This window comes from Burkholderia sp. WTPI3 (genome assembly GCF_021483755.1).
Taxonomy (GTDB): domain Bacteria; phylum Pseudomonadota; class Gammaproteobacteria; order Burkholderiales; family Burkholderiaceae; genus Burkholderia.
The window spans coordinates 59,876-82,514 of record NZ_JAGIXF010000020.1; the positions used below are offsets into that span (position 1 = coordinate 59,876).

The following is a 22,639-nucleotide window of genomic DNA, read 5'->3' on the forward strand; positions in this document are numbered from 1 at the left end:
CAATCATGGCAAAAGGCGCACGCGACAAGATCAAGCTCGAGTCGACCGCTGGTACGGGTCACTTCTACACGACCACGAAGAACAAGCGCAACATGCCGGAAAAGATGGCGATCAAGAAGTTCGATCCCGTCGTCCGCAAGCATGTGGAATACAAAGAAACCAAGATCAAGTAATCTCCGGTTTCTGCCAGCCTGACGGCGACCAAAAAGCCCCGCACATGCGGGGCTTTTTGTTTTGCGCGCACGCATGAGCCCGACGCGGTATGCTCTCCCCTTTCCGCGGCCACGGCCGACGGAACGCACAAAATCTAAAGCGTAACGATGGAGATGCAGCATGAAATTCGACGTGGCGATCGTCGGCAGCGGCCTGGCAGGGCTGTCGGTCGCACTCAACCTGGCCAGCACGCGACGTGTCGCGCTGATCGCGAAACGTTCGATGATGGAGGGCGCGAGCGATAACGCGCAGGGTGGCATCGCAGCCGTCCTCGACTCCGCGGACAGCATCGAGAACCACGTCGACGACACGCTGGTCGCCGGTGGAGGACTCTGCGACGAAGGCGCGACGCGCTATATCGTCGAACACGGCCGCGAAGCGATCGAATGGCTGATCTCGCAGGGCGTGCCGTTCACGAAGGACGATGCGGCCGAGCTCGGCTTCCATCTGACCCGCGAAGGCGGCCACAGTCACCGCCGGATCATTCACGCGGCCGACGCAACCGGCCATGCGGTGCTCGCGACGCTGTCCGAGCGCGCGCGCCAGCATCCGAACATCACCTTCTTCGAAAACCACCACGCGATCGACCTGATCACGTCGGACCGGCTCGGCCTGCCCGGGCGCCGCTGTCACGGCTTGTATGCGCTCGACGTCGACAACGACCGCACGATCACGATCGAGGCGCCGCACACGGTGCTCGCGACCGGCGGCGCAGGCAAGGTCTACCTGTACACCACCAACCCCGACACCGCGACTGGCGACGGCATAGCCATGGCGTGGCGTGCGGGTTGCCGCGTGTCGAACATGGAATTCATCCAGTTCCACCCGACCTGCCTGTTCCACCCGTACGCGAAGTCGTTCCTGATTTCGGAGGCCGTGCGCGGCGAAGGCGGCCTGCTGAAGCTGCCCGACGGCACGCGCTTCATGCCGGCGCACGATCCGCGCGCCGAACTCGCGCCGCGCGACATCGTCGCGCGCGCGATCGACTTCGAAATCAAGAAGCGCGGGATCGACTGCGTGTATCTCGACATCAGCCATCAGCCGGAAGCGTTCCTGCGCGAACATTTCCCGACGATCCACGCGCGCTGCCTCGAATTCGGCATCGACATCGCGAAGCAGCCGATTCCCGTGGTGCCGGCCGCACACTACACGTGCGGCGGCGTCGTCACCGATCTCGCGGGGCGCACCGATCTCGCGGGCCTGCATGCGGTCGGCGAGACGTCATACACGGGGCTGCACGGCGCGAACCGACTCGCGAGCAACTCGCTGCTCGAATGCCTCGTGATCGGCCGCGCGGCGGCCGAAGCGATCGAGGCGGCCGGCTACGATGCCGACACGCCGGCCACGCTGCCCGCCTGGGACGAAAGCCGCGTGTCGGATGCGGATGAGGAAGTCGTCGTCGCACACAACTGGGACGAACTGCGCCGCCTGATGTGGAACTACGTCGGCATCGTGCGCACCGACAAGCGCCTCGAACGCGCGAAGCACCGACTGTCGCTTTTGCGCGACGAAATCCACGAGTACTACGCGAACTTCCGCGTGACGCGCGACCTGCTCGAGCTGCGCAATCTCGTCGACGTCGCGACGCTGATCGTGAAGAGCGCGTACTCGCGCCGCGAGAGCCGCGGGCTGCACTACAGCCGCGACTGGCCGCATACGCTGCCGAAGGCCCTGCCGAGCGTGCTCACGCCGCGCGCGCGACGCTGAGCGGGTACACCCTTCTTCCGGCTGCCGCACCCGGAAAAAAAGCCGCTGGCGTTTCGCGCCAGCGGCTTTTTTCGTCAGACGGCACGACTTGCGATCAGTTGACGATCCGCATCGAGTAGTCGGTTGCGCGCACGTCCTTCGTCAGCGCGCCGATAGAGATGCGGTCGACACCCGTCTCCGCGAACGCGCGCACCGTATCGAAATTGACGCCGCCCGATACTTCGAGCACGGCCTTGCCCGCCGCCACGCGCACCGCTTCGCGCATCATGTCGAGCGTGAAGTTGTCGATCAGCACCGACTGCGCACCGTGTGCGAGCGCCGTGTCGAGCTGCGCGAGCGTCTCGACTTCGACCTGCACGGGCACGCCCGACTCGAGTGCGAACGCCGCGTCGAGTGCCTCGCCGACGCCGCCCGCTGCCGCGATGTGGTTTTCCTTGATCAGAATGCCGTCGTACAGCGCGAGACGCTGGTTCTCGCCGCCGCCGACCCGCACCGCGTACTTCTGCGCGAGCCGCAGGCCCGGCAGCGTCTTGCGCGTATCGAGAATCTTCGCGCGCGTACCTTCGACACGGTCGACGTAACGGCGCGTCGCGCTCGCCACGCCCGACAGCAGTTGCAGGAAGTTCAGCCCGTTGCGCTCGGCCGTCAGCAGTGCGCGCGCCAGCCCTTCGAGTTCACAGACGGTCGAATCCGGCGACATCCGGTCGCCTTCGCGATAGCGCCATTGCACGACGATCGACGGATCGATCCGTGCGATGACGGCCTCGAACCACGGCACGCCGCACAACACTGCTTCTTCGCGCACGATGATGCGCGCACGGCGACGCTCGCCGGCCGGCACGAGCCGCCCGGTCTGGTCGCCAGTGCCGACGTCTTCCGCGATCGCATCGGCGACGTTGCGCGCGATCGCTTCGTCGAATGCCGCGCCGTATTGCGCACGAACGCTGTCGAACAGCGGGGAGACTGCTGTCGTCATGCCGCCCCCACGTTCGCAAACAGTTGCTGGTCGCGCTGCAGATCGCCGCTCGCCTGCACGCGTTTCTTGTGCGCGGCTGCGAAATCGAGCATCCGGTCGATCGGCAGACGCGCGCGTTCGCCGATCGCGGGATCGACGAAGATCTCGTTGTGACCGCGCTCGAGCACGTCGGCGAGATTGGCGAGGCCGTTCATCGCCATCCACGGGCAATGCGCGCAGCTCTTGCAGGTCGCGCTGTTACCGGCCGTCGGCGCGGCGATGAAGGTCTTGCCGGGCGCCGCGAGCTGCATCTTGTGCAGGATGCCGAGATCGGTCGCGACGATGAAGTGCTTCGCGTCGAACTTCACGGCTGCGTCGATCAGTTGCGTCGTCGAGCCGACGACGTCCGCCTGCGCGACGACGTTTTCCGGCGACTCGGGGTGAACCAGCACCTTCGCATCCGGATATTCGGCGCGCAGCAGGTCGAGCTCGATGCCCTTGAATTCGTCGTGCACGAGGCACGAACCCTGCCACAGCAGCATGTCCGCGCCGGTTTTCTTCTGAATGTAGCTGCCGAGATGGCGGTCGGGAGCCCAGATGATCTTCTCGCCGCGCGCATGCAGGTCGGCGACGATCTCGAGGCCGATCGACGACGTGACCATCCAGTCGGCGCGCGCCTTCACCGCGGCGCTGGTGTTCGCATAGACGACGACGGTGCGGTCGGGATGCGCATCGCAGAACGCGGAAAATTCGTCGACCGGGCAACCGAGGTCGAGCGAGCAGGTCGCATCGAGATCGGGCATCAGCACGCGTTTGCCCGGGCTCAGGATCTTCGAGGTTTCGCCCATGAAGCGCACGCCGGCGACGACGAGCGTCTGCGCATCGTGATCGCGGCCGAAGCGGGCCATTTCGAGCGAATCGGCGACACAGCCGCCGGTTTCGTCGGCCAGTTCCTGTAATTCGGCATCGACGTAGTAATGGGCGACCAGCACGGCTTTTTCACGCACGAGCAGCGCCTTGATGCGCGCCTTCAGTGCGGCGCGCTCTTCCGCGGACGGTGCATCGGGCACCTTGGCCCATGCTTGCCCGACGCCACAGACGGTCCCTGCCGAGACCGGCCGGTCATACTCGACGGATTTGATCGTCGATTGCATCTCCATATCTCCTGTCGACCGGAGTTAGCGCTTTAGCGCTTACTCCGGTCCCATGCTTCGCGGTCGACCCGAGTTAGCCCTTTAGCGCTTACTCCGGTCCCATGCTTCGCGGTCGACCCGAGTTAGCCCTTTGGCGCCTGCTTCGGCCCTATCCTGCGCTCGCCCCCGGGGAGCCACGTCGGCGCTGCCCCGATCCTCATACGAATTCCGGCACGTCCGGTCGTCCTGTAAAAACCGGCCGCCCAAAAGAAAAAACCCCGCCAACGCGGGGTTTGTGACGTCCTGAGATTCTAATCGATTTCGAATCAGGCGTAGCGACGCAGGCGTGTCGCGAATTCCTGCAGCGACTTGATACCGCTTTGTTCCGCGCGATGACACCAATCCTGCAATTGCGCGAGCAGCTGTTCGCGCGACGCGGTCGAGCGATCCCAGATCGCGGCCAGATCCTGGCGCAGCTGGAAGTACGTATGCAGCTTCTGGCTGTTCGCGAAGATCTCCGGCAGCAGCTTCTTCTGCGGCTCGTCAAGGCCGTCGGCATCCTTGTGGAACCACTTGCGCGCGCCGCGCATCAGTTGGTACTTCTCGCTCGAACCAAGCTCCTTCAGGTGCGCGAGCTCCTGACGGTAGGCACGCTTCACGGCCTTGCCGTAGCGCGCCATCACTTCGTAGCGGTTCGACAGCACGGCCTGCAGCGTTTCCTGGTCGAGCACCGTCTTCGGCTTGTTCAGGCGCGGCGTAGGCGCGACCTTCTTCACTTTCGCGAGGCCGAATGCCGACATGATGCGGATGTACATCCAGCCGATGTCGAATTCGTACCACTTGTTCGACAGCTTCGCCGACGTCGCGAACGTGTGGTGGTTGTTATGCAGTTCTTCGCCGCCGATCACGATGCCCCACGGGAACAAGTTCGTGCTGGCATCGGCCGAGTTGAAGTTGCGGTAGCCCCAGAAGTGGCCGAAACCGTTGACGACACCCGCCGCCCAGAACGGAATCCAGACCATCTGCACGGCCCACACGGTCAGGCCGAGCACGCCGAACAGCGCGACGTCGATCACCATCATCAGGCTCACGCCGAGGATCGGGTACTTCGAGTACAGATTGCGCTCGATCCAGTCGTTCGGCGTGCCGTGGCTGAACTTGCGCATCGTTTCTTCGTTCTTCGCTTCCGCGCGATACAGCTCGGCGCCTTCGAGGAACACCTTCCAGATGCCGCGCGTCTGCGGGCTGTGCGGATCTTCCTCGGTCTCGCACTTCGCATGGTGCTTGCGATGGATCGCGGCCCACTGGCCCGTCAGCATGCCGGTCGTCATCCACAGCCACACGCGGAAGAAGTGGCTCGCGATCGGGTGCAGCTCCAGCGCGCGGTGCGCCTGGCAGCGATGCAGGTAGACCGTCACGCCGATGATCGTGACGTGCGTGACGGCGAGCGCGAACAACGCGACCTGCCACCACGAAAAACGCAGAAGCCCGTGGGAAAGAAAATCGAGCAGGGAATTCAACAAGGCAGTTACCTGTGGTGAGAGCGACGCTGGCGCGGGCCGACGTCATAAAAATGAAAGCATACCGCGTGTAGACCGGAATTTTACTTCAACCGTTCCAAGTCTTTGTAAAAAATGAATATTTTCTTGTCATGAAGCAACACGGACAGTCCATCGACGGACCCGGAAGGCCCCGCGCTCCGGTTCTGGCCGCCCGACGGACCCGATTCGGCCCGTTCGCGCCGGTGCGGCGCGCCTAAGCGGCCGATGCCTGTCCGTCGGCCGAGCCGCTGCCGGCCACCGGCTCGCTCTCGGCCATCGCGCCGGTCGCGGCAACCCCCTCCGGGAGGCCGACGACGCGCACTTCGCGCTGCGGGAACGGAATCGAGATCCCATGTTCGCCGAACAACCGCCAGATGTTGCGGTTCACGCTCGAACGCACACCCGACGTGCCCTTCGCCGCATCCTCGATCCAGAAACCGAGCTCCAGGTCGATCCCGTCCGCGCCGAAGCTGACCAGGTACGGCGCCGGCGCCGGCTCGGCGAGCACGCGCGGCACGCCCTTCGCGGCCTCCGCGAGCACCGACAGCGCCTGCTCGACATCACTCGTATAGGCGACCTGCACGGCGACCTTCGCGTAACCGCGCGTCAGGTACGACGACTGGTTCTGCACGACGTCGGTGATCAGCTTCTCGTTCGGGATCAACGTCTCGTTGCCGTCGAGGCCGCGCACGACCGTGTAGCGCGTGCGGATCTGCGTGACGACGCCCTGCAGCCCGCCGACGCTGATGGCGTCGCCGAGCCGCAGCGAGCGGTCGAGCAGGATGATGAAGCCCGATACGTAGTTGCTCGCGATCTTCTGCAGCCCGAAACCGAGGCCGACGCCAAGCGCGCCGCCGAACACGCCGAGCACCGTCACGTCGATGCCGACGAGCGACAGCCCGATGAGGATCGCCGCGAACACCAGCAGCGCGCGGCCGACCCGCGACAGCACGACCTTCAGGTTCGCATCCAGCGTGCTCGAGCGCGCCAAGCGCTCCTCGAGCACCGAGCCGAGCCACATGGCGACCATCAGCGTCACGCACACCCAAAGCGCGCCGGAAATCACCGACAGCAGCGTGAGGTGCGCATTGGCGACGCGAAACTGCACGCTGTCGAGCCATGCGATCACATCGGACTGGATCCCGAGCACGGTGAACACCATCGCCGCCCACACGATCACCGACACGATCTTCTCGACGACCGACAACCACGCATGCGTGTGGCCGTCGCGCGCGAACACGCGCCGCGCGAAGAAGAACAGCACGTAGATGAACCCGATGCCGAACAGCGGCACGAGCGCGAGCGACAGCAGCGACGTCGACATGAACGGGTCGAACGCAAGCTGGGCCGCCAGCACGAACAGCCCGCCGAACAGCGGGAACAGCGCACGCTTCAGGCTCTGCGCGCCGGCGCCGGGCACGCGGCCGGCAGCCCGCCGGCGCGCGTCGATGCGCCCGTGCACGAAGCGCGCGGCCCCCCATGCGAAACACAGCGCGCCAACCAGGATCGCCGCCTGCCAGATCATCACCGGCTGGTTGAAGTCGCGGATGACCGACGCGAGCCGGTGCGACAGCAGACGATTCTGCATCATCCGTGCGCGCTGCCGTTACTGCGGGCGCCGTTCCAGCACCGCGGCGAAGAAGCCGTCGGTGGCGTGGCGGTGCGGCCACAGCGACAGGTAGTCGCCGGTCTCGATTTCGATGCGCTGGTCGGCCAGCACCTTCTGCGCCGGGACCAGCACGAACTCCGGATGGTCGGCCAGGAACTGCTCGACGATGGCTTCGTTCTCCGCGTCGAGCACGCTGCAGGTCGCGTAGACGAGACGGCCGCCCTTCTTCACGAGACGCGCCGCGCTCGCGAGGATCGACGCCTGCTTCGGCGCGAGCTCTTCGATCGACGTGCGCGTCTGGCGCCACTTGAGGTCGGGATTGCGGCGCAGCGTGCCGAGGCCGCTGCACGGCGCGTCGACCAGCACGCGGTCGATCTTGCCGGCGAGCCGCTTGATTTTCGCATCGTGCTCGCTGTCGATCAGCACCGGATTCACGTTCGACAGGCCGCTGCGCGCAAGGCGCGGCTTCAGCTTCGTGAGGCGCTTTTCCGACACGTCGAACGCGTACAGGCGACCGGTCGAGCGCATCATCGCGCCGAGCGCGAGCGTCTTGCCGCCAGCGCCCGCGCAGAAATCGACGACCATCTCGCCGCGACGCGGCGCGACGAGCGAGCACAGCAGCTGACTGCCTTCGTCCTGCACCTCGATCTGGCCTTCCTCGAACAGCTTCAGGCGCGTGAGCGCCGGCTTGCCGACGACCCGCACGCCGTATGGCGCGAAAGGCGTCGCACCGGCGTCGATGCCGTTCGCGCGCAGCGCGTCGATCACCTGATCGCGCGTCGCCTTCTGCGCATTGGCGCGCAGGTCGAGCGGCGCGGGGTAATTCAGCGCGGCGGCGAGTTGCCCGAGTTCCTCGGCGTCGAAGCGGGCCGACAGCGCCTGGTAGATCCAGTCCGGCAAGTTCGTGCGCACGCGCACCGGCAGGCTCGCCGGATCGATCTTCGACACGTGCTCGAGCCATGCGGCCTCGGTGTCGGATACGAACGGCTTCAGCGCGTTGCGGCCGAGCGTCTGCATCAGGCCGAGCAGCGTGAGGCGCCGCGCGGGGCTGCCCGTGCCGCTCTCGGCGAGGTGCGAGAACTCCATCTTGCGGCGCAGTACCGCGAACACCGCCTCGGCGATCACGCCGCGCTCGGCGTGGCCGAGCTTCGGGTGCGCACGGAAAAACCGGCTCGTCGTCGCGTCGGCTGGGCCGGCGAATTTCAGCACCTCGGCCAGCAAGGTCTCGGTCTGGCCAATCAGGAATCCGTGCAGCTTCATACGCCCTCGCTCGTTTCGGTATGCGGTTGATCCGCGAAAATCCAGCGCGCCTCTTCCGGCGCCACGACTGCCCGCCCGCTCTCGAGGCGCAGGCGCCCCTCGACGAACCAGCGCACCGCACGCGGATACAGCACGTGCTCGACCGTCAGCACACGCTGCGCGAGCGCGGCCGCGTCGTCGCCCGTGCGCACGGGCACCGCGCCCTGCGCGACGATCGCGCCGCTGTCGAGTTCGGGAATGACGAAATGCACGCTCGCGCCGTGCAGCGCGACGCCGGCATCCAGCGCCTGCTGGTGCGTGTGGATGCCCTTGAAGCTCGGCAGCAGCGACGGATGGATGTTCAGCAGCCGGCCCTCGTATCGTCTGACGAAATCGGGCGTCAGGATACGCATGAAGCCGGCGAGTACGACGAGATCGGGTGCGAAACGGTCGATTTCGGCGGCGAGCGCCGCATCGAAGCTGTCGCGGCCGTCGAACGACCGATGGTCGACCACCGCGGTCGCCACCCCGTGCGACGCGGCAAAAGCCAGGCCGGCCGCATCGGGCCGGTTGGCGATCACGGCGGCAATCTCGGCCGGCCAGCGTTCCTGCGCGCACGCGCGGACGATGGCCTCCATGTTGCTGCCGCGACCGGAAATCAGGATCACGAGTTTTTTCATCCGCGAATTTTACCATTCGCCCTCGCGTTTCCCCCCTTCTCGGCCGCCGGGCCGCCCGAACGTTTATAATCTTTTGCTTTGCGGCATCCCACCGCCCATTCCCCGACGCTGCATCCGCTATCGTGAAAGTCTTCCGCGGCCTGCCCAACGCCGAAAGCCGCGCGCCTTGCGCGCTGACGATCGGCAACTTCGACGGTGTCCATCGCGGCCACCAGGCCCTGCTCGCGCGCGTGCGCGCAGCAGCGGACGCGCGCGGCCTGCCCGTGTGCGTGATGACGTTCGAGCCGCACCCGCGCGAATTCTTCAATCCGGCCGGCGCGCCGCCGCGCATCGCGATGCTGCGCGACAAGCTGGAGGCGCTGCGCGATCACGGCGTCGACCGCGTTGTCGTCGAACACTTCAACCATACGTTCGCGAGCCAGTCGCCGCAGACGTTCGTCGAACGCACGCTGGTCGGCGGGCTGCACGCGCGCTGGATGATGGTCGGCGACGATTTCTGCTACGGCGCGAAGCGCGCGGGCACCTTCGACACGCTGAAGGCGGCCGGCGAGCAGTACGGCTTCGAGGTCGAGCAGATGGGCACGGTCGCCGGCAGCGACGGCACGCGCATCTCCAGCTCGGGCGTGCGGGCCGCGCTCGGCGCGGGCGATCTCGACGCGGCCGCGCTGGCGCTCGGCCACGGCTATGCGATCAGCGGCCACGTCGCGCACGGGCTCAAGCTCGGCCGCGACCTCGGCTTCCCGACGCTGAACCTGCCGATCGCGCACAAGCGGCCGGCGCTCGCGGGCATCTTCGTCGTGCAGGTGCACGGCCTCGGCCCCACCCCGCTGCCGGGCGTCGCGAGCCTCGGGCTGCGTCCGACCGTCGACGATTCCGGCCGCGTGCTGCTCGAAGTCCACCTGCTCGACTGGCACGGCGACGCGTACGGCAAGCTGATCCGCGTCGAGTTCCTGAAGAAACTGCGCGACGAGGCGAAGTTCGACGATCTCGAGGCGCTGTCGCGCGCGATCGCGCTGGACGTCGCCAATGCGCGCGCGTACTTCATCGAGCGCGACCGCGCGCCGGGCAGCAGTGCAACCGGCTTCTCGACGTCGGCGACCGACCGAATTAGCTGATCCGGCCGGCGGCGCCCCGCGCCGCCTTCCTCGCGCCGCCGACCCGCGCGCATCCCCGATTCACGACGCACGAGCGTCCCCCGATTTGATAGCGATCCCATCATGAGCAACAAGAAAGCCGATTCGAAACCGCAGGCCAAGTATCCGGTCAACCTGCTCGATACGCCGTTCCCGATGCGCGGCGACCTGCCCAAGCGCGAGCCGCAGTGGGTCAAGGAGTGGGAAGAGCGCGGCATCTACGAGAAAATCCGCGCGGCCAGCAAGGGCCGGCCGAAGTTCATCCTGCACGACGGCCCCCCGTATGCGAACGGCGACATCCACCTCGGTCACGCGGTCAACAAGATCCTGAAGGACATCGTCGTCAAGTCGCGCAACATGGCCGGCTTCGACGCGCCTTACGTGCCGGGCTGGGATTGCCACGGGATGCCGATCGAGATCCAGATCGAGAAGCAGTTCGGCAAGTCGCTGCCGGCGGCCGAAGTCATGAGCAAGGCGCGCGCGTATGCGACCGAGCAGATTGAAAAGCAGAAGGTCGGCTTCAAGCGCCTCGGCGTGCTCGGCGACTGGGCGAACCCGTACAAGACGATGAACTTCGTCAACGAGGCGGAAGAAATCCGCGCGCTCGGCAAGATCATCGAGAAGGGCTATGTGTATCGCGGACTGAAGCCGGTGAACTGGTGCTTCGACTGCGGCTCGGCGCTCGCCGAGGCGGAAGTCGAGTACAAGGACCGCACCGACCCGACGATCGACGTGATGTTCGCGTTCGCGGAACCGGAAAAGACCGCGCACGCATTCGGCCTGCCGGCACTGCCGCGCGCCGAGGGCGGCATCGTGATCTGGACCACCACGCCGTGGACGATTCCCGCCAACCAGGCGCTGAACCTCCATCCGGAAATCGTCTACGCGCTGGTCGACACCGAGCGCGGGCTGCTGATCATCGCGGAAGAACGCGTCGAAGCGTGCATGACCGACTTCAAGCTGACCGGCCGCGTCGTCGCGACCGCGCCGGGCGTGAAGCTCGCGAACCTGCGCTTCCACCACCCGCTCGCGTCGGCCCACCCCGGCTACAAGCGCACCGCGCCCGTCTACCTCGGCGACTACGTGACGACCGACACCGGCACCGGCGTCGTGCACTCGTCGCCCGCCTACGGTATCGAAGACTTCATGTCGTGCAAGGCTCACGGGATGACCGATTCGGACTTCATCAACCCGGTGATGGGTGACGGCCGCTACATCGAATCGCTGCCGCTGTTCGGCGGCCTGTCGATCTGGGACGCGAATCCGAAGATCGTCGAGGCGCTGAACGCGGCCGGCTCGCTGCTGCGCAGCGAGAAGTACACGCACAGCTACATGCACTGCTGGCGCCACAAGACGCCGATCATCTACCGCGCGACGTCGCAGTGGTTCGCCGGCATGGACGTGACGCCGCGCGACGGCGGCAAGACGCTGCGCGAAACGGCGCTCGAAGGTATCGACGCGACCGCGTTCTACCCGTCGTGGGGCAAGCAGCGCCTGTTCAGCATGATCGCGAACCGTCCCGACTGGACGCTGTCGCGCCAGCGCCAGTGGGGCGTGCCGATGGCGTTCTTCGTGCACAAGGAAACCGGCGAGCTGCACCCGCGCACGCTGGAGTTGCTCGAGGAAATCGCCAAGCGCGTCGAGCAGTCGGGCATCGAGGCGTGGCAGTCGCTCGATCCGCGCGAGCTGATCGGCGACGACGCGAACCTGTACGAGAAGAACCGCGACACGCTCGACGTGTGGTTCGACTCGGGCACGACGCACTGGCACGTGCTGCGCGGCTCGCACAAGGATCAGCTGCAGTTCCCGGCCGACCTGTACCTCGAAGGCTCCGACCAGCACCGCGGCTGGTTCCACTCGTCGCTCCTGACCGCATCGATGATCGACGGCCGCGCGCCGTACAAGGGTCTGCTCACGCACGGCTTCACCGTCGACGGCGAAGGCCGCAAGATGAGCAAGTCGCTCGGCAACGGCATCGACCCGCATGAGGTCTCGAACCGTCTCGGCGCGGAAATCATCCGCCTGTGGATCGCATCGACCGACTACTCGGGCGAACTCGCAATCTCCGAGGAAATCCTGAAGCGCGTGACGGAAGGCTATCGCCGCATCCGCAACACGCTGCGCTTCCTGCTCGCGAACCTGTCGGACTTCGACTTCGCGCAGCACGCGGTGCCGGTGGAAGAATGGCTCGAGATCGACCGTTATGCGGTCGCATTCTCCGCGCAACTCCAGACGGAACTGCTCGGCCACTACGAGAAGTACGAATTCCACCCGATCGTCGCGAAGCTGCAGACGTACTGCTCGGAAGACCTCGGCGGCTTCTACCTCGACGTGCTGAAGGACCGCCTGTACACGAGCGCGCCCGATTCGCGTGCGCGCCGCTCCGCGCAGACCGCGCTGTACCACCTGACGCACGGCCTGCTGCGCGTGCTCGCGCCGTTCCTGTCGTTCACCGCGGAAGAAGCGTGGAAGGTGTTCCAGCCGGCGAGCGACACCGTGTTCACGGAAACGTACTACGCGTATCCGGAAGTCGCCGGCTCGGCCGGGCTGATCGAGAAGTGGGCGCTGCTGCGCGACGTGCGCGGCAACGTGACGAAGGCGCTCGAGGAAGCACGCACCGCGAACCGCATCGGTTCGTCGCTGCAGGCCGAAGTGGCCGTGCATGCGAGCGGCGCGCGCTACGACGCGCTCACGAGCCTCGGCGACGACCTGAAGTTCGTGCTGATTACGTCGGCGGCGACGGTCGTGAAGGTCGACGACGAAGCGCAGGAAAGCGTCGACGTGGCGGCTTCGACGTACCAGAAATGCGAACGCTGCTGGCACTACCGCGAAGACGTCGGCGCGCACGCCGACCATCCGACGCTGTGCGGCCGCTGCTTCTCGAACCTGTTTGAAAACGGCGAAATCCGGAGCGCTGCTTAAACCATGGCAAAAACCGTGTCGAAACCGGCCAGCGGCGCGCTCGCGCCCTGGCTCGGCATTTCGCTGATCGTGATCCTGTTCGACCAGCTGTCGAAGATCTCGATCCTGAAAACGTTCGCGTACGGCGCACAGCACGTGCTGACGTCGTTCTTCAACCTCGTGCTGGTGTACAACCGCGGCGCCGCGTTCGGCTTCCTGTCGACCGCGAGCGGCTGGCAGCGCTGGGCGTTCACCGCGCTCGGCATCGGCGCGACGCTCGTGATCTGCTTCCTGCTGCGCCGCCACGGCCAGCAGCGGCTGTTCAGCCTGTCGCTCGCGTTGATCCTCGGCGGCGCACTCGGCAACGTGATCGACCGGCTCATCTACGGCCACGTGATCGACTTTCTCGACTTCCACCTCGGTGCGTGGCACTTCCCGGCGTTCAATCTCGCCGACTCCGCGATCACGGTCGGCGCAGTGCTGCTGATCTACGACGAGTTGCGTCGCGTGCGCGGCACGCGCTGAGCGCGCATACTCCGTGTCGACGGCCGGCTTCGCGCCGGCCGTTCCGTTTGATCCTTGGAGGCCTGAGTTGGCACACGCAGAACTCGCTGGAAAGCACCTCGTTCTCGGCCTGACGGGCGGCATCGCCTGCTACAAGATCGCCGAGCTCACCCGGCTGCTCGTGAAGGCAGGCGCGACCGTGCAGGTCGCGATGACGGAAGCCGCGACCCAGTTCATCACGCCCGTCACGATGCAGGCGCTGTCCGGCCGGCCCGTGTACACGAGCCAGTGGGACGCGCGCATCGACAACAACATGGCGCACATCGACCTGTCGCGCGAAGCCGACGCGATCGTGATCGCGCCCGCATCGACCGACTTCCTCGCGAAGCTCGCGCACGGGTTCGCTGACGACCTGCTGTCGACGCTGTGCGTCGCGCGAGACTGTCCGCTGCTCGTCGTACCCGCGATGAACCGTCAGATGTGGCAGAACCCGGCCACGCAACGCAATGCCGCGCAGTTGCGAGCTGACGGCGTGTCGGTGCTCGGCCCCGATTCGGGCGCGCAGGCATGCGGCGAAGTCGGCGACGGCCGCATGCTCGAGCCCGAAGCGATCTATGAAGCGATCGTCGCGCACTTCGCGCCGAAGGTGCTCTCGCACCGCCGCGTGCTGATCACCGCCGGCCCGACGTTCGAGCCGCTCGATCCGGTACGCGGCCTCACCAACCGCTCGAGCGGCAAGATGGGCTTCGCGCTCGCGCGTGCCGCGCAACAGGCCGGCGCCGACGTACACCTCGTCGCCGGGCCGGTCGCGCTCGACACGCCGTGGGGCGTCTACCGCCAGGACGTGCAGACCGCGCAGCAGATGTACGATGCCGTCATGCATGCCGTAAACGATGCCGACATCTTCATCGCGGTGGCTGCGGTCGCCGACTGGCGCGTCGCCAAGCCCGCCGAGCACAAGATGAAGAAGACGGCCGACCGCAAGATGCCCGCGCTCACGTTCGTCGAGAACCCCGACATCCTCGCGTCGGTCGCGGCACTGTCCGATCCGCCGTTCTGTGTCGGCTTCGCGGCCGAAAGCGGCGACCTCGACGTGCACGGCGACGAGAAGCGCAAGCGCAAGAACGTCCCGCTGCTGGTCGGCAACCTCGGCCCACTGACGTTCGGCCGCGACGACAACGAAGTCGTGCTGTTCGAAGCGGGTGGCCTCACGCGCCTGCCGCGTGCGCCGAAGGACGAACTCGCGCACACGCTCGTGGCCGAAATCGCTAAGCGCCTGCCCGACAACTGCCTGATCTGATCCCTTGCGCGGCAGCACACGCCGCCGCGCCCTTCCCGACCGATTCGACGACCGCATGAAACTCGACCTGAAGATTCTCGACGCGCGCATGCGCGACTACCTGCCCGCGTACGCCACCACCGGCAGCGCAGGGCTCGACCTGCGTGCGTGCCTCGACGCGCCCGTCACGCTGAAGCCGGGCGAAACGACGCTGGTGCCGACCGGCCTCGCGATCCATCTCGCGGATCCCGGCTATGCGGCGCTGATCCTGCCGCGCTCGGGCCTCGGTCACAAGCACGGAATCGTGCTCGGCAACCTCGTCGTTATGCGCAACTAAAAAAGGTGTGTCAAACGTCTCAATACGGCCTGTTTTGAGCAAAATCTCCAGTTTTTCCAGTTTAGAAACGCAACAACAGAAACTGTCTCAGTTGTCTCAATAGTCGAAAGCGTTTCGGCTTGTCCTGCCCTCCCCCTCCCAAAGCCTGCAGCCCATTCTCACGGCGCGCTTGAGCATTTTCATTCCATATTAAATTTGGGCAAGCCGGCAACGCCGGCGCGTCAGACTTCGAGTGTATGCAACTTCGGAACCGCCATTCGGGCGGCTGTCCACACCCCTGTGGTGTGGGCAGCGAAGTTGTGCACACGGGGACGTGGCAGAGGCCAATGTGGACCGCCGGTTCGAACACAAAGCGGTCGCTCTGCGAAGCCGGGAACTCAAATCTTCCCGAAGTTCGCGCTTATTCATCGCAATGTAGGTCGAAGGCACGGGGGACCGCATCTCTAGGTACGTAAGACTCCGTCCCCACCGCTACTGCTACCGCGCCTGTTGCCGGCGAATATGCGCCGCGAATCTGCTTTCGTTCATTCCGGATTAGCAGCAGAGATGAGGGTCCGCGTCGGTTTCCTTATCTTTCTCATTCTCGTTTCGTCGCTTAATCGCGACGCCCGCCTTTAGCGTCTCCTTTCCTGTTCCGGTCCTTCTCGGAGCCGCCGGCCTGGTGCTGTACGTGGCTTACCGACACTGGAATTCGCTTTCGTGGGCCTCTCTGTACGGGTTCAGGGACTTCAGTGGGCACTGCAAGGAGTTCGACCTCTTCGACGCCGAGAGCTGCGGCTACAACGATGAGCGTATCCAATCCCAAATTCAACGTTCCGCGTTCAAGTTGGCTGATGTGAGTCCGATGAAGGCCAGCACGGTCCGCCAGAGCTTCCTGGGACATGCCGAGCTTACCGCGAAGGATTTTAATGTTGGTTGAGATACGCGTACGAAGTTCGTCGCGACGCTCGTTGATGTTCTCTGCCATATGAGGCAGGAGCATCAGGCAGTGAAGAGTAAATATCTACAGCATATAATTCTACATAGTTTACTATTCATAATACATCCTCTACACTTAGCAGCCGAGCGTGGCGCAAAAGTAGTTAGTCGCTTCGAAGCGTCGATTCCGGAAGACTGCACGGTCTACTGCAGGCGCTGTCAAGTTTGTGCCGCGTATAGCGTAGAAACGCGAGCATGCAGAACAACTGTTCGCGAGATGGCAGAAGGCGCACTGCCCTCAACGTCTCGCCAACCCATCCTCTTCGTATCCGGAGAAACCATGCCTATCTGGGGAGCTCCCGCCGTAAGCTCGGAGCCAGAGCCCAACGTGTATCTGTCTCGTTGGAAAATCTACGAGACGTCAGACGGCTTGATGCATGTAGTGGGCTACGACTCCCTCGGAATGGGATGCGTGAGCTCGGCGCTCGGCGCGTTTAATCGTGACACGATGTATGCGGAAACAAGCGATGGTCGCACCTATCGACTGATTGGCAGGCCCGGGTCCTATTGGGACGTCGCGGATGTGTGGGACCTCTGGTTTGACGCCAACAGTGTCGGAGTGGTCAATCTCGCTTCAAACCTACGAGCGACGCTTCGTTAATGCCGAGCTTCTTTTCCAGAAGATTCAAAAACGGAATCATGTCCACGTTTAGTGGATAAAAATAGCCATAGATAACAGCCTTGGTATATATCTTTTCACCATTGGGGCCTCCGTTTCCGGCTTGCTGGAACGAGGTATGACCATTGGCTAGCCGTTCGTGAGTCAGATAGCGCCCGCGAAGAACGTATTTGACGTACCAAAGCAAGTTGGGTAACTGGTTCCATGGTCGTAAGTTGACAGGAACAGCAACCTGCCGGCCGTTCACATACGTCCGTGGCATTTGACGTCCTCGGGGGTCGACACCTTGTGCTACTAATTCTCTCCCCAGTTCGATTCGTGTACAGAGTTCGTTAATCTGGTCGCGACAAAGCTTCTCAATGTCAATCAACTCAGATGCCATGTACGGCTGCGTCTTGTCGCCGTCGTCGACACATTCGAAGTTCCTCGGGGGAGTAAAGTCGCTGCTCCACAGCCCTAACTTCTTGCCGGCCTCAAGGATGCGCATAAGGTCGCCATATCGGCGACGACGTCGTTCTGATTTGCGAGTTAACGTACTCTCGACGAGGTATACCTTGAATTCCCGAAGGAAATCGGCGTCTATATTTACCATCCGGAAAGACTTCGGAAGTTTCTCCGAATCGACGTATTCCATTATGTCGCGAACGCAAGCGAAATAGGCGCCAAGGCTTCTGTGAATTGAAATATTTGCAACTTCAACTCGTTTGTATAGAGATGCAACCAAATCCCGAGCAAAAGCGGCATGCCTATAATTCGTTAAATCAAGGACGGCACCCGGTCCTTGCAATTTGGGGTGGTTGTCTAGTGCCACTAGAGCGTGGCTACCGTCTTGACTACGAGAAAGGACGCAGCAAGAAGAAAAAATTAGAGCTCACCCTATACGACGATGGTCCGAATTCCGCAGTGGCAATCATCAAGACGCTCCTGCGCCTAACCAAACCACTCGTGAAGTTTGCCAATCCTTCAGACAAGAATCGGCTTTTTCTCTGTTTGACACCCGGCCCGAACAGGACAAATCCGGTAAAGCCTATAGATGCCTGTTACGTAAAATCGATGATGAATCGCCCCCGCGGGTGGACTGAAAAACATGGACTGAAAAACCAGCACGGCAAGAAGCTCAAAATGAGTGCCCGGTCTTTGCGCGTGTCGAAGCTCAGTGCCAACTATCGGAAAGACGGGAACTATAAGAAGACCATGAGGCAAGCAGCCCATACTCTTGCCGAGACGACAGTAAAACACTACTTGGATAACGATAGCACCAAAATCATCCACGATTTGGCTGTCACCGACGGAATCAATGCACTCAGAGCGGTCAGCTGGCCGAAAGTGCTTCCGACGGACGACGTCGAGGCGGCCGCGAAGGTTTTGGACTTACCCAAGACCAAGGCCCGTCAGATTCTCAACGGCAAGCAGGACGTCTTTATCGCCGCGTGCCGCGACTTCCTGAACAAACCAGGCGGCGAGCCTGACACACCTTGCGATGAACCGTGGGGCTGCTTGGTTTGCAGTAACGCTGTCGTAACGCGCCACATTCTTCCGAGGCTGATTGCTTTTCGAGACTTCCTCATTGGCGAGCAGCAGAAGGATGCCGATGCGTTCATCGCTAAGTTCGGCGATGCCTTGGATATTATCTGCCGCGAGATTCTGCCGGTCTTCCAAGCCTCAGTGATTAAAGAAGCCGAGCGCTATGCGGCCAATGGCGATTTTTATGTTCCCATTCATTTTAAGTCAATGTAATCAATACAATGTTTGCTAGACGTGTAAAGCTGGATACGGGGCCTCTTTCACTAGCGCCGAGCATGATTTACCCTCCCAAAACCAAAGTATCAAGTACATCGGTGTTTGAAAATCCTGAATGGAGAATGTCAGAGTATCTTGACCTCCCCGGGCTTGGTCCAAAGTATAAATCGTGTGATTTCTCCCTCATGCCTGGATTTCCGTCCGGATTCGCGTTGGCCGGCGCCGAGTTGGCTTCCGCAGCCGCGCCGAGGCCAAGGTGCTCATCGAGCGCTGGCGGCAGTTCTATAACGAGCGCCGGCCCCACAGCGCTCATCGCTACCAACCTCCGGCCACGGTCCGTCGAGCCTGGCTGGATTCCGATAATATCGACGCGAGACTCACTGCCTGACTGGCTACAAAATTCCGCCGCAGGTCACCGGTACGTACAGCAGCGCCGAGTTGCGAAAAGCGATGTCTAGGACTTCTCTCATGGCTTATCGCAGTTGCCTGGTTCGCATCTATTCAGAATAGGCGCGTCTTTAACTTGTGAATTTCTGAGGCAGCGGGCAGCCTTGGGGTCAAAGTAACAGAGATTTAGCGTTGCGATATAGAGCGTCTTATCCGAGCTCGCAAGCCATTTAGCAATGGTCGATGGAGGATAGTCTTCCGCTCTACCTTTGAACTCGGCTTCAAAGGCGCGTTTAATTTCTGATGCAGCCTTTCCTGCGACGGCACCCGACGAAAGTGAGATTGCGAACTCATCCATAAAATCGAAATAGCCGAGGCCCCCTTCGTCACGTACCATATTCAAAAACTCGGTATCGACGCTCCCGTAGCCTTCGAAAATTGCAACCTGCGCGTGCTTGTATTGGCGCATTCCGGCAATGATTCCATACTTTTGTCGGGCTATAAAACGCGCGAGTGTTCGGCGAAACTGCCTCGTGTTGAAAAGCCAAGGCTTCTCAATCCCGTCTTCATCGGTCCAGTTTGGAATAGGGGCGAATTTGGTTTTTTCGTTTATGTGCAAGCGGTACTGCTCGATGCTCTCCAAAACCGTGTTTGAAGTAAGTTCAGTCGCTCGGGCATCGTCACCCGTCAATTGGACAGCAAAGAAATGGTTGCCAGTGCCGCCCAGAAGCAAACGCTTTGTCCCAAGGGCCTTGCGCGCATGTTTGGTCAGTTGTTGGAGGATGTCAATTGCGGTTATGACATCATCAATAATGACCCATGTATCTTTGGAGCCGCGTCGCCGATGTTTTCGCAGGACTGTATTCAGGTAGACGAGTCGTCTCCCGTCCGAAGCTTCGTCGACAACGCAGCAATCTTCCTCGATTGAGAATAGCTCAGAAGCACGAACACCTGAGTAGGCAAGAATAACCAAGATACATGCAACACGAAGGCGATGTAGCTCAACGTATAAATCTCGCCTGCCAGTCCACTCTTCTTTCCGCCAAACAGAAGGACGTCGTGCCAAAATCTTCCTCATCTTCTTCGTGAGGCGCTTCTCCTTACCACTGTCCGAAAGGTCGGTATCAGCAATATTCGCATCCCAGTCAGCTTGAAGCTCTTGCCATGCACCTAGGATGGTACTGCTATGCTCAAGAACATAGGCCAGACTTGCATCCATCAACGGCCCCATGATTTCATCGGGAACGCTTGCGTTACTAAAAAGCACCTCCCATTGTGGACGGCGCAACTGGCACAGGTGAAAGATGCAATCCGACACCCGAAGACATCAGTGATTACAAAGCAACTGTTGTCCAATGAAGCCGACAAAATCGAGAAAATCGTCAAGGAGGCAGGCGGTGAGGGAATCTAACTATGACGCCATTGATGAGGCCCTCGACCGCCACAAGAGCGGCATGACAAGGCACAGCGATGGGAAAGTTACCGTAGTGAACATCGCCAAAGAGGCGCGTGTTGGTCGAGCCACGGTTTATCGATGCTTCGCCGAACATACCGATTTGAAGACCAAGTACGACGACTTGTGCACGCACGGGTCAAGCAAAGCAGTCGAGCCGCCACAAACCCCTCACGAGGCGTTCCTCCAGGCGAGAGACGAAATCAAACGTCTTCGCCAGGAACTGAAAAACGTGAGGCAGCAGGCCGACGAACTACAGAAGCTGAGCGCCAACATGATTTTTGTGCTGAAGCGGAAGATTGAGGTAGTGGAGACGGAGAACAGGAATTTGCGCGGTAAGCAGTCTCAGTCCACCGTCATCCAGATGCTGCCACCCCGCCGACCCGACAGCAGTTCAGATGAAGACACGTATTGAACATGGAGCTCCGTGTGACGGGCTGCTCGTTTGACGCTATACGTGTTACAAGCAGCCAGAGCTGTTGCCAGCAGGCGGGTAGCCATATCAAAGTTGGTAAAATCCCGCCTCACGAGGGCCCAATACGCTATGTCCCTCACCTTTCCTTATGTGCTCTGTCCCCTCAGGTAGATACATGCATCGAAGAATTGAAGCGCGCATCGTCAGCAAACTGCTTGGCGACAAAATACCCGTTCCGTCGTATGCGACGGACGGTTCAGCAGCAATGGACCTCCGCGCTTGCATTGAGGCCCCACTGACCATCAAGGCGGGCGACAAAGAACTCATAAAGACTGGGCTGGCCATCAACATGATGGACCCCGGGCTCGTTGCAATCGTCGCCTCTCGGTCGGGACTTTCGCTTAAGCATCACGTCCACGTCGCGCAAGGGATAGGTGTAATAGATGCCGACTACCACGGCGAGATTGGCGTCATCCTCGCAAACGCAGGAACCGAAGACTACACGGTGCAGCCTGGTGACCGAATCGCTCAGTTGATGTTCCAACCGGTGATTCAGGTGGGACTTAGCTTTGTTGACCAGTTCTCGACCGAGACGGAACGCGGAACGGGCGGATTCGGAAGCACCGGCAAGGCCTGACGCTGAGCCCGCCGGGGCGCCTCAGGGGTGGAAAGTGAGACACTTCCTGAGGGAGCCCGGCCTGAGAGCCCCAGTGCGTCGGGGTTCCAGCGGATTGAGACACACTAGGGTGCGCATAGCCATCGGCCTGATCGATTCCGACTACCAGGGCCAGTTGATGATCTCGACGTGGAACCGCGGCCAGACCGAATTCGTGCTGAACCCGTTCGAACGGCTCGCGCAGCTCGTGATCGTGCCGGTCGTGCAGGCGCAGTTCAACATCGTCGACGACTTCGACCAAAGCGATCGCGGCGAAGGCGGTTTCGGCAGCACCGGCCGTCAGTGAACGAGCGGCGCAATAAAAAAGGGGCCACGGCCCCTTTTGCGTTTGCCCTCACCGGTCTGCCGTCTGCGCGATCCGTGCGGGTACCAGTTCGCGTCGCCGCGCCTGCGCGATGCTCGCGTAGATCACCATCGCGACCAGCACGCCGAGCAGCACCGCCGACGAGCCGACCGTCCCGAGCGCGAGTCCGCCTTTCGCGACCGGTTTCGTCAGCAGGTCGCCGACCGTCGCGCCGAACGGACGCGTGAGCACGAACGCGGCCCAGAACAGCAGCACGCCGGACATGCGCGTGAAATAGTGCGCGAGCATGATCGCCGCGAGCAGCCCGCCGATCAGCAGCGCGCCGCCGCCGAAGCCGAGGCCCGAGCTGTCCGCAAGGAAATCGCCGAGCGCGGTGCCGAGCGTGTTCGAGAACAGGATCGCGATCCAGTACAGCAGTTCGACCTTGCGCGTGCGGATCAGGTCGACCGACAGCGATTCGCCGCTCAGGCGCCACACCGCGAAGATCGCCAGCAGGATCGCGACGAGGATCGACGATCCGGCCGCGTAACCGAAGCCGAGCGTACGGTCCATGAAATCGGACATCGTCGTGCCGGCCGTGCTGGTCGCGACGATCACGGCCCAGTAGATCGCCGGGCGATAGCCGGTCGCCCTGAGTTGCGCGCCGAGCGCGACGAGAAAGAAACCGAACAGCAGGACCGAACTCGCCGCGTAGCCGACGTTCAGCGTCATCGACAGCAGGTCGCCACCGGTTTCGCCGAGCGTCGTCGCGCAGATCTTCATGATCCAGAACGCGAGCGTGATTTCGGGAAGTTTGTTCATTCGAACCCCTTGGCAGGAAAGCGGCGCGCCGGCAC

At 62.6% G+C, this 22,639-nt stretch carries 19 protein-coding genes and 3 pseudogenes; 12 read left to right on the plus strand and 10 right to left on the minus strand.

Going from position 1 to position 22,639, the window contains the following annotated elements; genetic code table 11:
• Positions 1 to 5: 5 nt before the first annotated feature.
• Together rpmG and nadB are read left to right on the plus strand one after the other, a co-directional pair.
• Entirely contained in the window at positions 6 to 173 is a 168-nt protein-coding gene (rpmG, locus tag J7024_RS13730) for a 50S ribosomal protein L33 (protein ID WP_006478046.1), read from the plus strand.
• 160 nt (positions 174 to 333) lie between these two features.
• Positions 334 to 1,920: an L-aspartate oxidase gene (gene nadB / locus J7024_RS13735; protein WP_234745122.1), complete on the plus strand. Its 1,587-nt coding sequence runs from the start codon at positions 334 to 336 to the stop codon at positions 1,918 to 1,920.
• A gap of 94 nt (positions 1,921 to 2,014) precedes the next feature.
• On the opposite strand, the gene nadC is transcribed toward nadB, so the two are convergent.
• The 6 genes from nadC to purN form a co-directional block, all read right to left on the minus strand.
• Positions 2,015 to 2,896, minus strand: coding sequence for a carboxylating nicotinate-nucleotide diphosphorylase (gene nadC, locus J7024_RS13740; RefSeq protein ID WP_124827349.1), 882 nt, complete (start codon positions 2,894 to 2,896; stop codon positions 2,015 to 2,017).
• Positions 2,893 to 4,029, minus strand: a complete 1,137-nt coding sequence (nadA, locus tag J7024_RS13745; RefSeq protein WP_096502508.1) for a quinolinate synthase NadA — start codon at positions 4,027 to 4,029, stop codon at positions 2,893 to 2,895. Before nadA ends, nadC begins: the two co-directional genes overlap by 4 nt.
• 305 nt (positions 4,030 to 4,334) lie before the next feature.
• Entirely contained in the window at positions 4,335 to 5,531 is a 1,197-nt protein-coding gene (locus J7024_RS13750; RefSeq protein ID WP_124827350.1) for a DesA family fatty acid desaturase, read from the minus strand.
• A gap of 232 nt (positions 5,532 to 5,763) precedes the next feature.
• Positions 5,764 to 7,137 (minus strand): mechanosensitive ion channel family protein, encoded by a 1,374-nt coding sequence (locus tag J7024_RS13755; protein WP_124827543.1) that lies wholly within the window; start codon positions 7,135 to 7,137, stop codon positions 5,764 to 5,766.
• 18 nt (positions 7,138 to 7,155) lie between these two features.
• Entirely contained in the window at positions 7,156 to 8,418 is a 1,263-nt protein-coding gene (locus J7024_RS13760; RefSeq protein WP_124827352.1) for an RsmB/NOP family class I SAM-dependent RNA methyltransferase, read from the minus strand.
• Complete coding sequence (gene purN / locus J7024_RS13765; RefSeq protein ID WP_175751018.1) at positions 8,415 to 9,077, minus strand: phosphoribosylglycinamide formyltransferase; 663 nt, start codon at positions 9,075 to 9,077, stop codon at positions 8,415 to 8,417. Before purN ends, J7024_RS13760 begins: the two co-directional genes overlap by 4 nt.
• A gap of 122 nt (positions 9,078 to 9,199) precedes the next feature.
• On the opposite strand from purN, the gene J7024_RS13770 reads away from it, so the two are divergent.
• The 5 genes and pseudogenes from J7024_RS13770 to J7024_RS13790 all read left to right on the plus strand — a co-directional run.
• On the plus strand, positions 9,200 to 10,192 hold the full coding sequence (locus J7024_RS13770; RefSeq protein ID WP_124827354.1) for a bifunctional riboflavin kinase/FAD synthetase: 993 nt from the start codon (positions 9,200 to 9,202) through the stop codon (positions 10,190 to 10,192).
• Positions 10,193 to 10,294: 102 nt separating this feature from the next.
• Positions 10,295 to 13,132, plus strand: coding sequence for an isoleucine--tRNA ligase (gene ileS, locus J7024_RS13775; protein WP_124827356.1), 2,838 nt, complete (start codon positions 10,295 to 10,297; stop codon positions 13,130 to 13,132).
• A gap of 3 nt (positions 13,133 to 13,135) precedes the next feature.
• Positions 13,136 to 13,636: a signal peptidase II gene (gene lspA / locus J7024_RS13780; RefSeq protein ID WP_124827358.1), complete on the plus strand. Its 501-nt coding sequence runs from the start codon at positions 13,136 to 13,138 to the stop codon at positions 13,634 to 13,636.
• Between the two features lie 67 nt (positions 13,637 to 13,703).
• Positions 13,704 to 14,915, plus strand: a complete 1,212-nt coding sequence (gene coaBC / locus J7024_RS13785) for a bifunctional phosphopantothenoylcysteine decarboxylase/phosphopantothenate--cysteine ligase CoaBC (protein WP_234745123.1) — start codon at positions 13,704 to 13,706, stop codon at positions 14,913 to 14,915.
• Positions 14,916 to 14,970: 55 nt separating this feature from the next.
• Positions 14,971 to 15,216: pseudogene (locus J7024_RS13790) on the plus strand (dUTP diphosphatase); the annotation flags it as partial.
• A 610-nt stretch (positions 15,217 to 15,826) separates the two neighbouring features.
• On the opposite strand, the gene J7024_RS13795 reads toward J7024_RS13790, so the two are convergent.
• Both J7024_RS13795 and J7024_RS13800 read right to left on the minus strand, forming a co-directional pair.
• On the minus strand, positions 15,827 to 16,213 hold the full coding sequence (locus J7024_RS13795; protein ID WP_327796260.1) for a helix-turn-helix domain-containing protein: 387 nt from the start codon (positions 16,211 to 16,213) through the stop codon (positions 15,827 to 15,829).
• 559 nt (positions 16,214 to 16,772) lie between these two features.
• Positions 16,773 to 17,462, minus strand: a complete 690-nt coding sequence (locus J7024_RS13800; protein WP_234745124.1) for a hypothetical protein — start codon at positions 17,460 to 17,462, stop codon at positions 16,773 to 16,775.
• Between the two features lie 44 nt (positions 17,463 to 17,506).
• Here J7024_RS13800 and J7024_RS13805 point away from each other — a divergent pair, with 44 nt between their 5' ends.
• Together J7024_RS13805 and J7024_RS13810 are read left to right on the plus strand one after the other, a co-directional pair.
• Entirely contained in the window at positions 17,507 to 18,565 is a 1,059-nt protein-coding gene (locus tag J7024_RS13805; RefSeq protein ID WP_234745125.1) for a hypothetical protein, read from the plus strand.
• Positions 18,566 to 18,791: 226 nt separating this feature from the next.
• A pseudogene (locus J7024_RS13810) lies at positions 18,792 to 18,956 on the plus strand (integrase core domain-containing protein); the annotation flags it as partial.
• A gap of 78 nt (positions 18,957 to 19,034) precedes the next feature.
• Here J7024_RS13810 and J7024_RS13815 read toward each other — a convergent pair.
• The gene (locus tag J7024_RS13815) at positions 19,035 to 20,186 is read right to left on the minus strand and encodes a hypothetical protein (RefSeq protein ID WP_234745126.1); all 1,152 of its coding nucleotides are present in this window, start codon (positions 20,184 to 20,186) and stop codon (positions 19,035 to 19,037) included.
• A gap of 166 nt (positions 20,187 to 20,352) precedes the next feature.
• On the opposite strand from J7024_RS13815, the gene J7024_RS13820 reads away from it, so the two are divergent.
• The 3 genes and pseudogenes from J7024_RS13820 to J7024_RS13830 form a co-directional block, all read left to right on the plus strand.
• Complete coding sequence (locus J7024_RS13820) at positions 20,353 to 20,823, plus strand: hypothetical protein (protein ID WP_234745127.1); 471 nt, start codon at positions 20,353 to 20,355, stop codon at positions 20,821 to 20,823.
• 175 nt (positions 20,824 to 20,998) lie between these two features.
• Entirely contained in the window at positions 20,999 to 21,460 is a 462-nt protein-coding gene (gene dut / locus J7024_RS13825) for a dUTP diphosphatase (RefSeq protein WP_124512697.1), read from the plus strand.
• A 46-nt stretch (positions 21,461 to 21,506) separates the two neighbouring features.
• A pseudogene (locus J7024_RS13830) lies at positions 21,507 to 21,785 on the plus strand (dUTP diphosphatase); the annotation flags it as partial.
• Between the two features lie 48 nt (positions 21,786 to 21,833).
• On the opposite strand, the gene J7024_RS13835 reads toward J7024_RS13830, so the two are convergent.
• Complete coding sequence (locus J7024_RS13835; RefSeq protein WP_175760861.1) at positions 21,834 to 22,604, minus strand: COG4705 family protein; 771 nt, start codon at positions 22,602 to 22,604, stop codon at positions 21,834 to 21,836.
• Positions 22,605 to 22,639 lie beyond the last annotated feature (35 nt).

Bases quoted from the DNA above. Each gene is read 5' to 3' on its own strand.
- rpmG (WP_006478046.1), top strand. From the start codon at position 6: ATGGCAAAAGGCGCACGCGACAAGATCAAGCTCGAGTCGACCGCTGGT.
- nadB (WP_234745122.1), top strand. From the start codon at position 334: ATGAAATTCGACGTGGCGATCGTCGGCAGCGGCCTGGCAGGGCTGTCG.
- nadC (WP_124827349.1), bottom strand. From the start codon at position 2,896: ATGACGACAGCAGTCTCCCCGCTGTTCGACAGCGTTCGTGCGCAATAC.
- nadA (WP_096502508.1), bottom strand. From the start codon at position 4,029: ATGCAATCGACGATCAAATCCGTCGAGTATGACCGGCCGGTCTCGGCA.
- J7024_RS13755 (WP_124827543.1), bottom strand. From the start codon at position 7,137: ATGCAGAATCGTCTGCTGTCGCACCGGCTCGCGTCGGTCATCCGCGAC.
- J7024_RS13760 (WP_124827352.1), bottom strand. From the start codon at position 8,418: ATGAAGCTGCACGGATTCCTGATTGGCCAGACCGAGACCTTGCTGGCC.
- purN (WP_175751018.1), bottom strand. From the start codon at position 9,077: ATGAAAAAACTCGTGATCCTGATTTCCGGTCGCGGCAGCAACATGGAG.
- ileS (WP_124827356.1), top strand. From the start codon at position 10,295: ATGAGCAACAAGAAAGCCGATTCGAAACCGCAGGCCAAGTATCCGGTC.
- lspA (WP_124827358.1), top strand. From the start codon at position 13,136: ATGGCAAAAACCGTGTCGAAACCGGCCAGCGGCGCGCTCGCGCCCTGG.
- J7024_RS13795 (WP_327796260.1), bottom strand. From the start codon at position 16,213: ATGCTCCTGCCTCATATGGCAGAGAACATCAACGAGCGTCGCGACGAA.
- J7024_RS13800 (WP_234745124.1), bottom strand. From the start codon at position 17,462: ATGGAATACGTCGATTCGGAGAAACTTCCGAAGTCTTTCCGGATGGTA.
- J7024_RS13815 (WP_234745126.1), bottom strand. From the start codon at position 20,186: ATGGGGCCGTTGATGGATGCAAGTCTGGCCTATGTTCTTGAGCATAGC.
- dut (WP_124512697.1), top strand. From the start codon at position 20,999: ATGCATCGAAGAATTGAAGCGCGCATCGTCAGCAAACTGCTTGGCGAC.
- J7024_RS13835 (WP_175760861.1), bottom strand. From the start codon at position 22,604: ATGAACAAACTTCCCGAAATCACGCTCGCGTTCTGGATCATGAAGATC.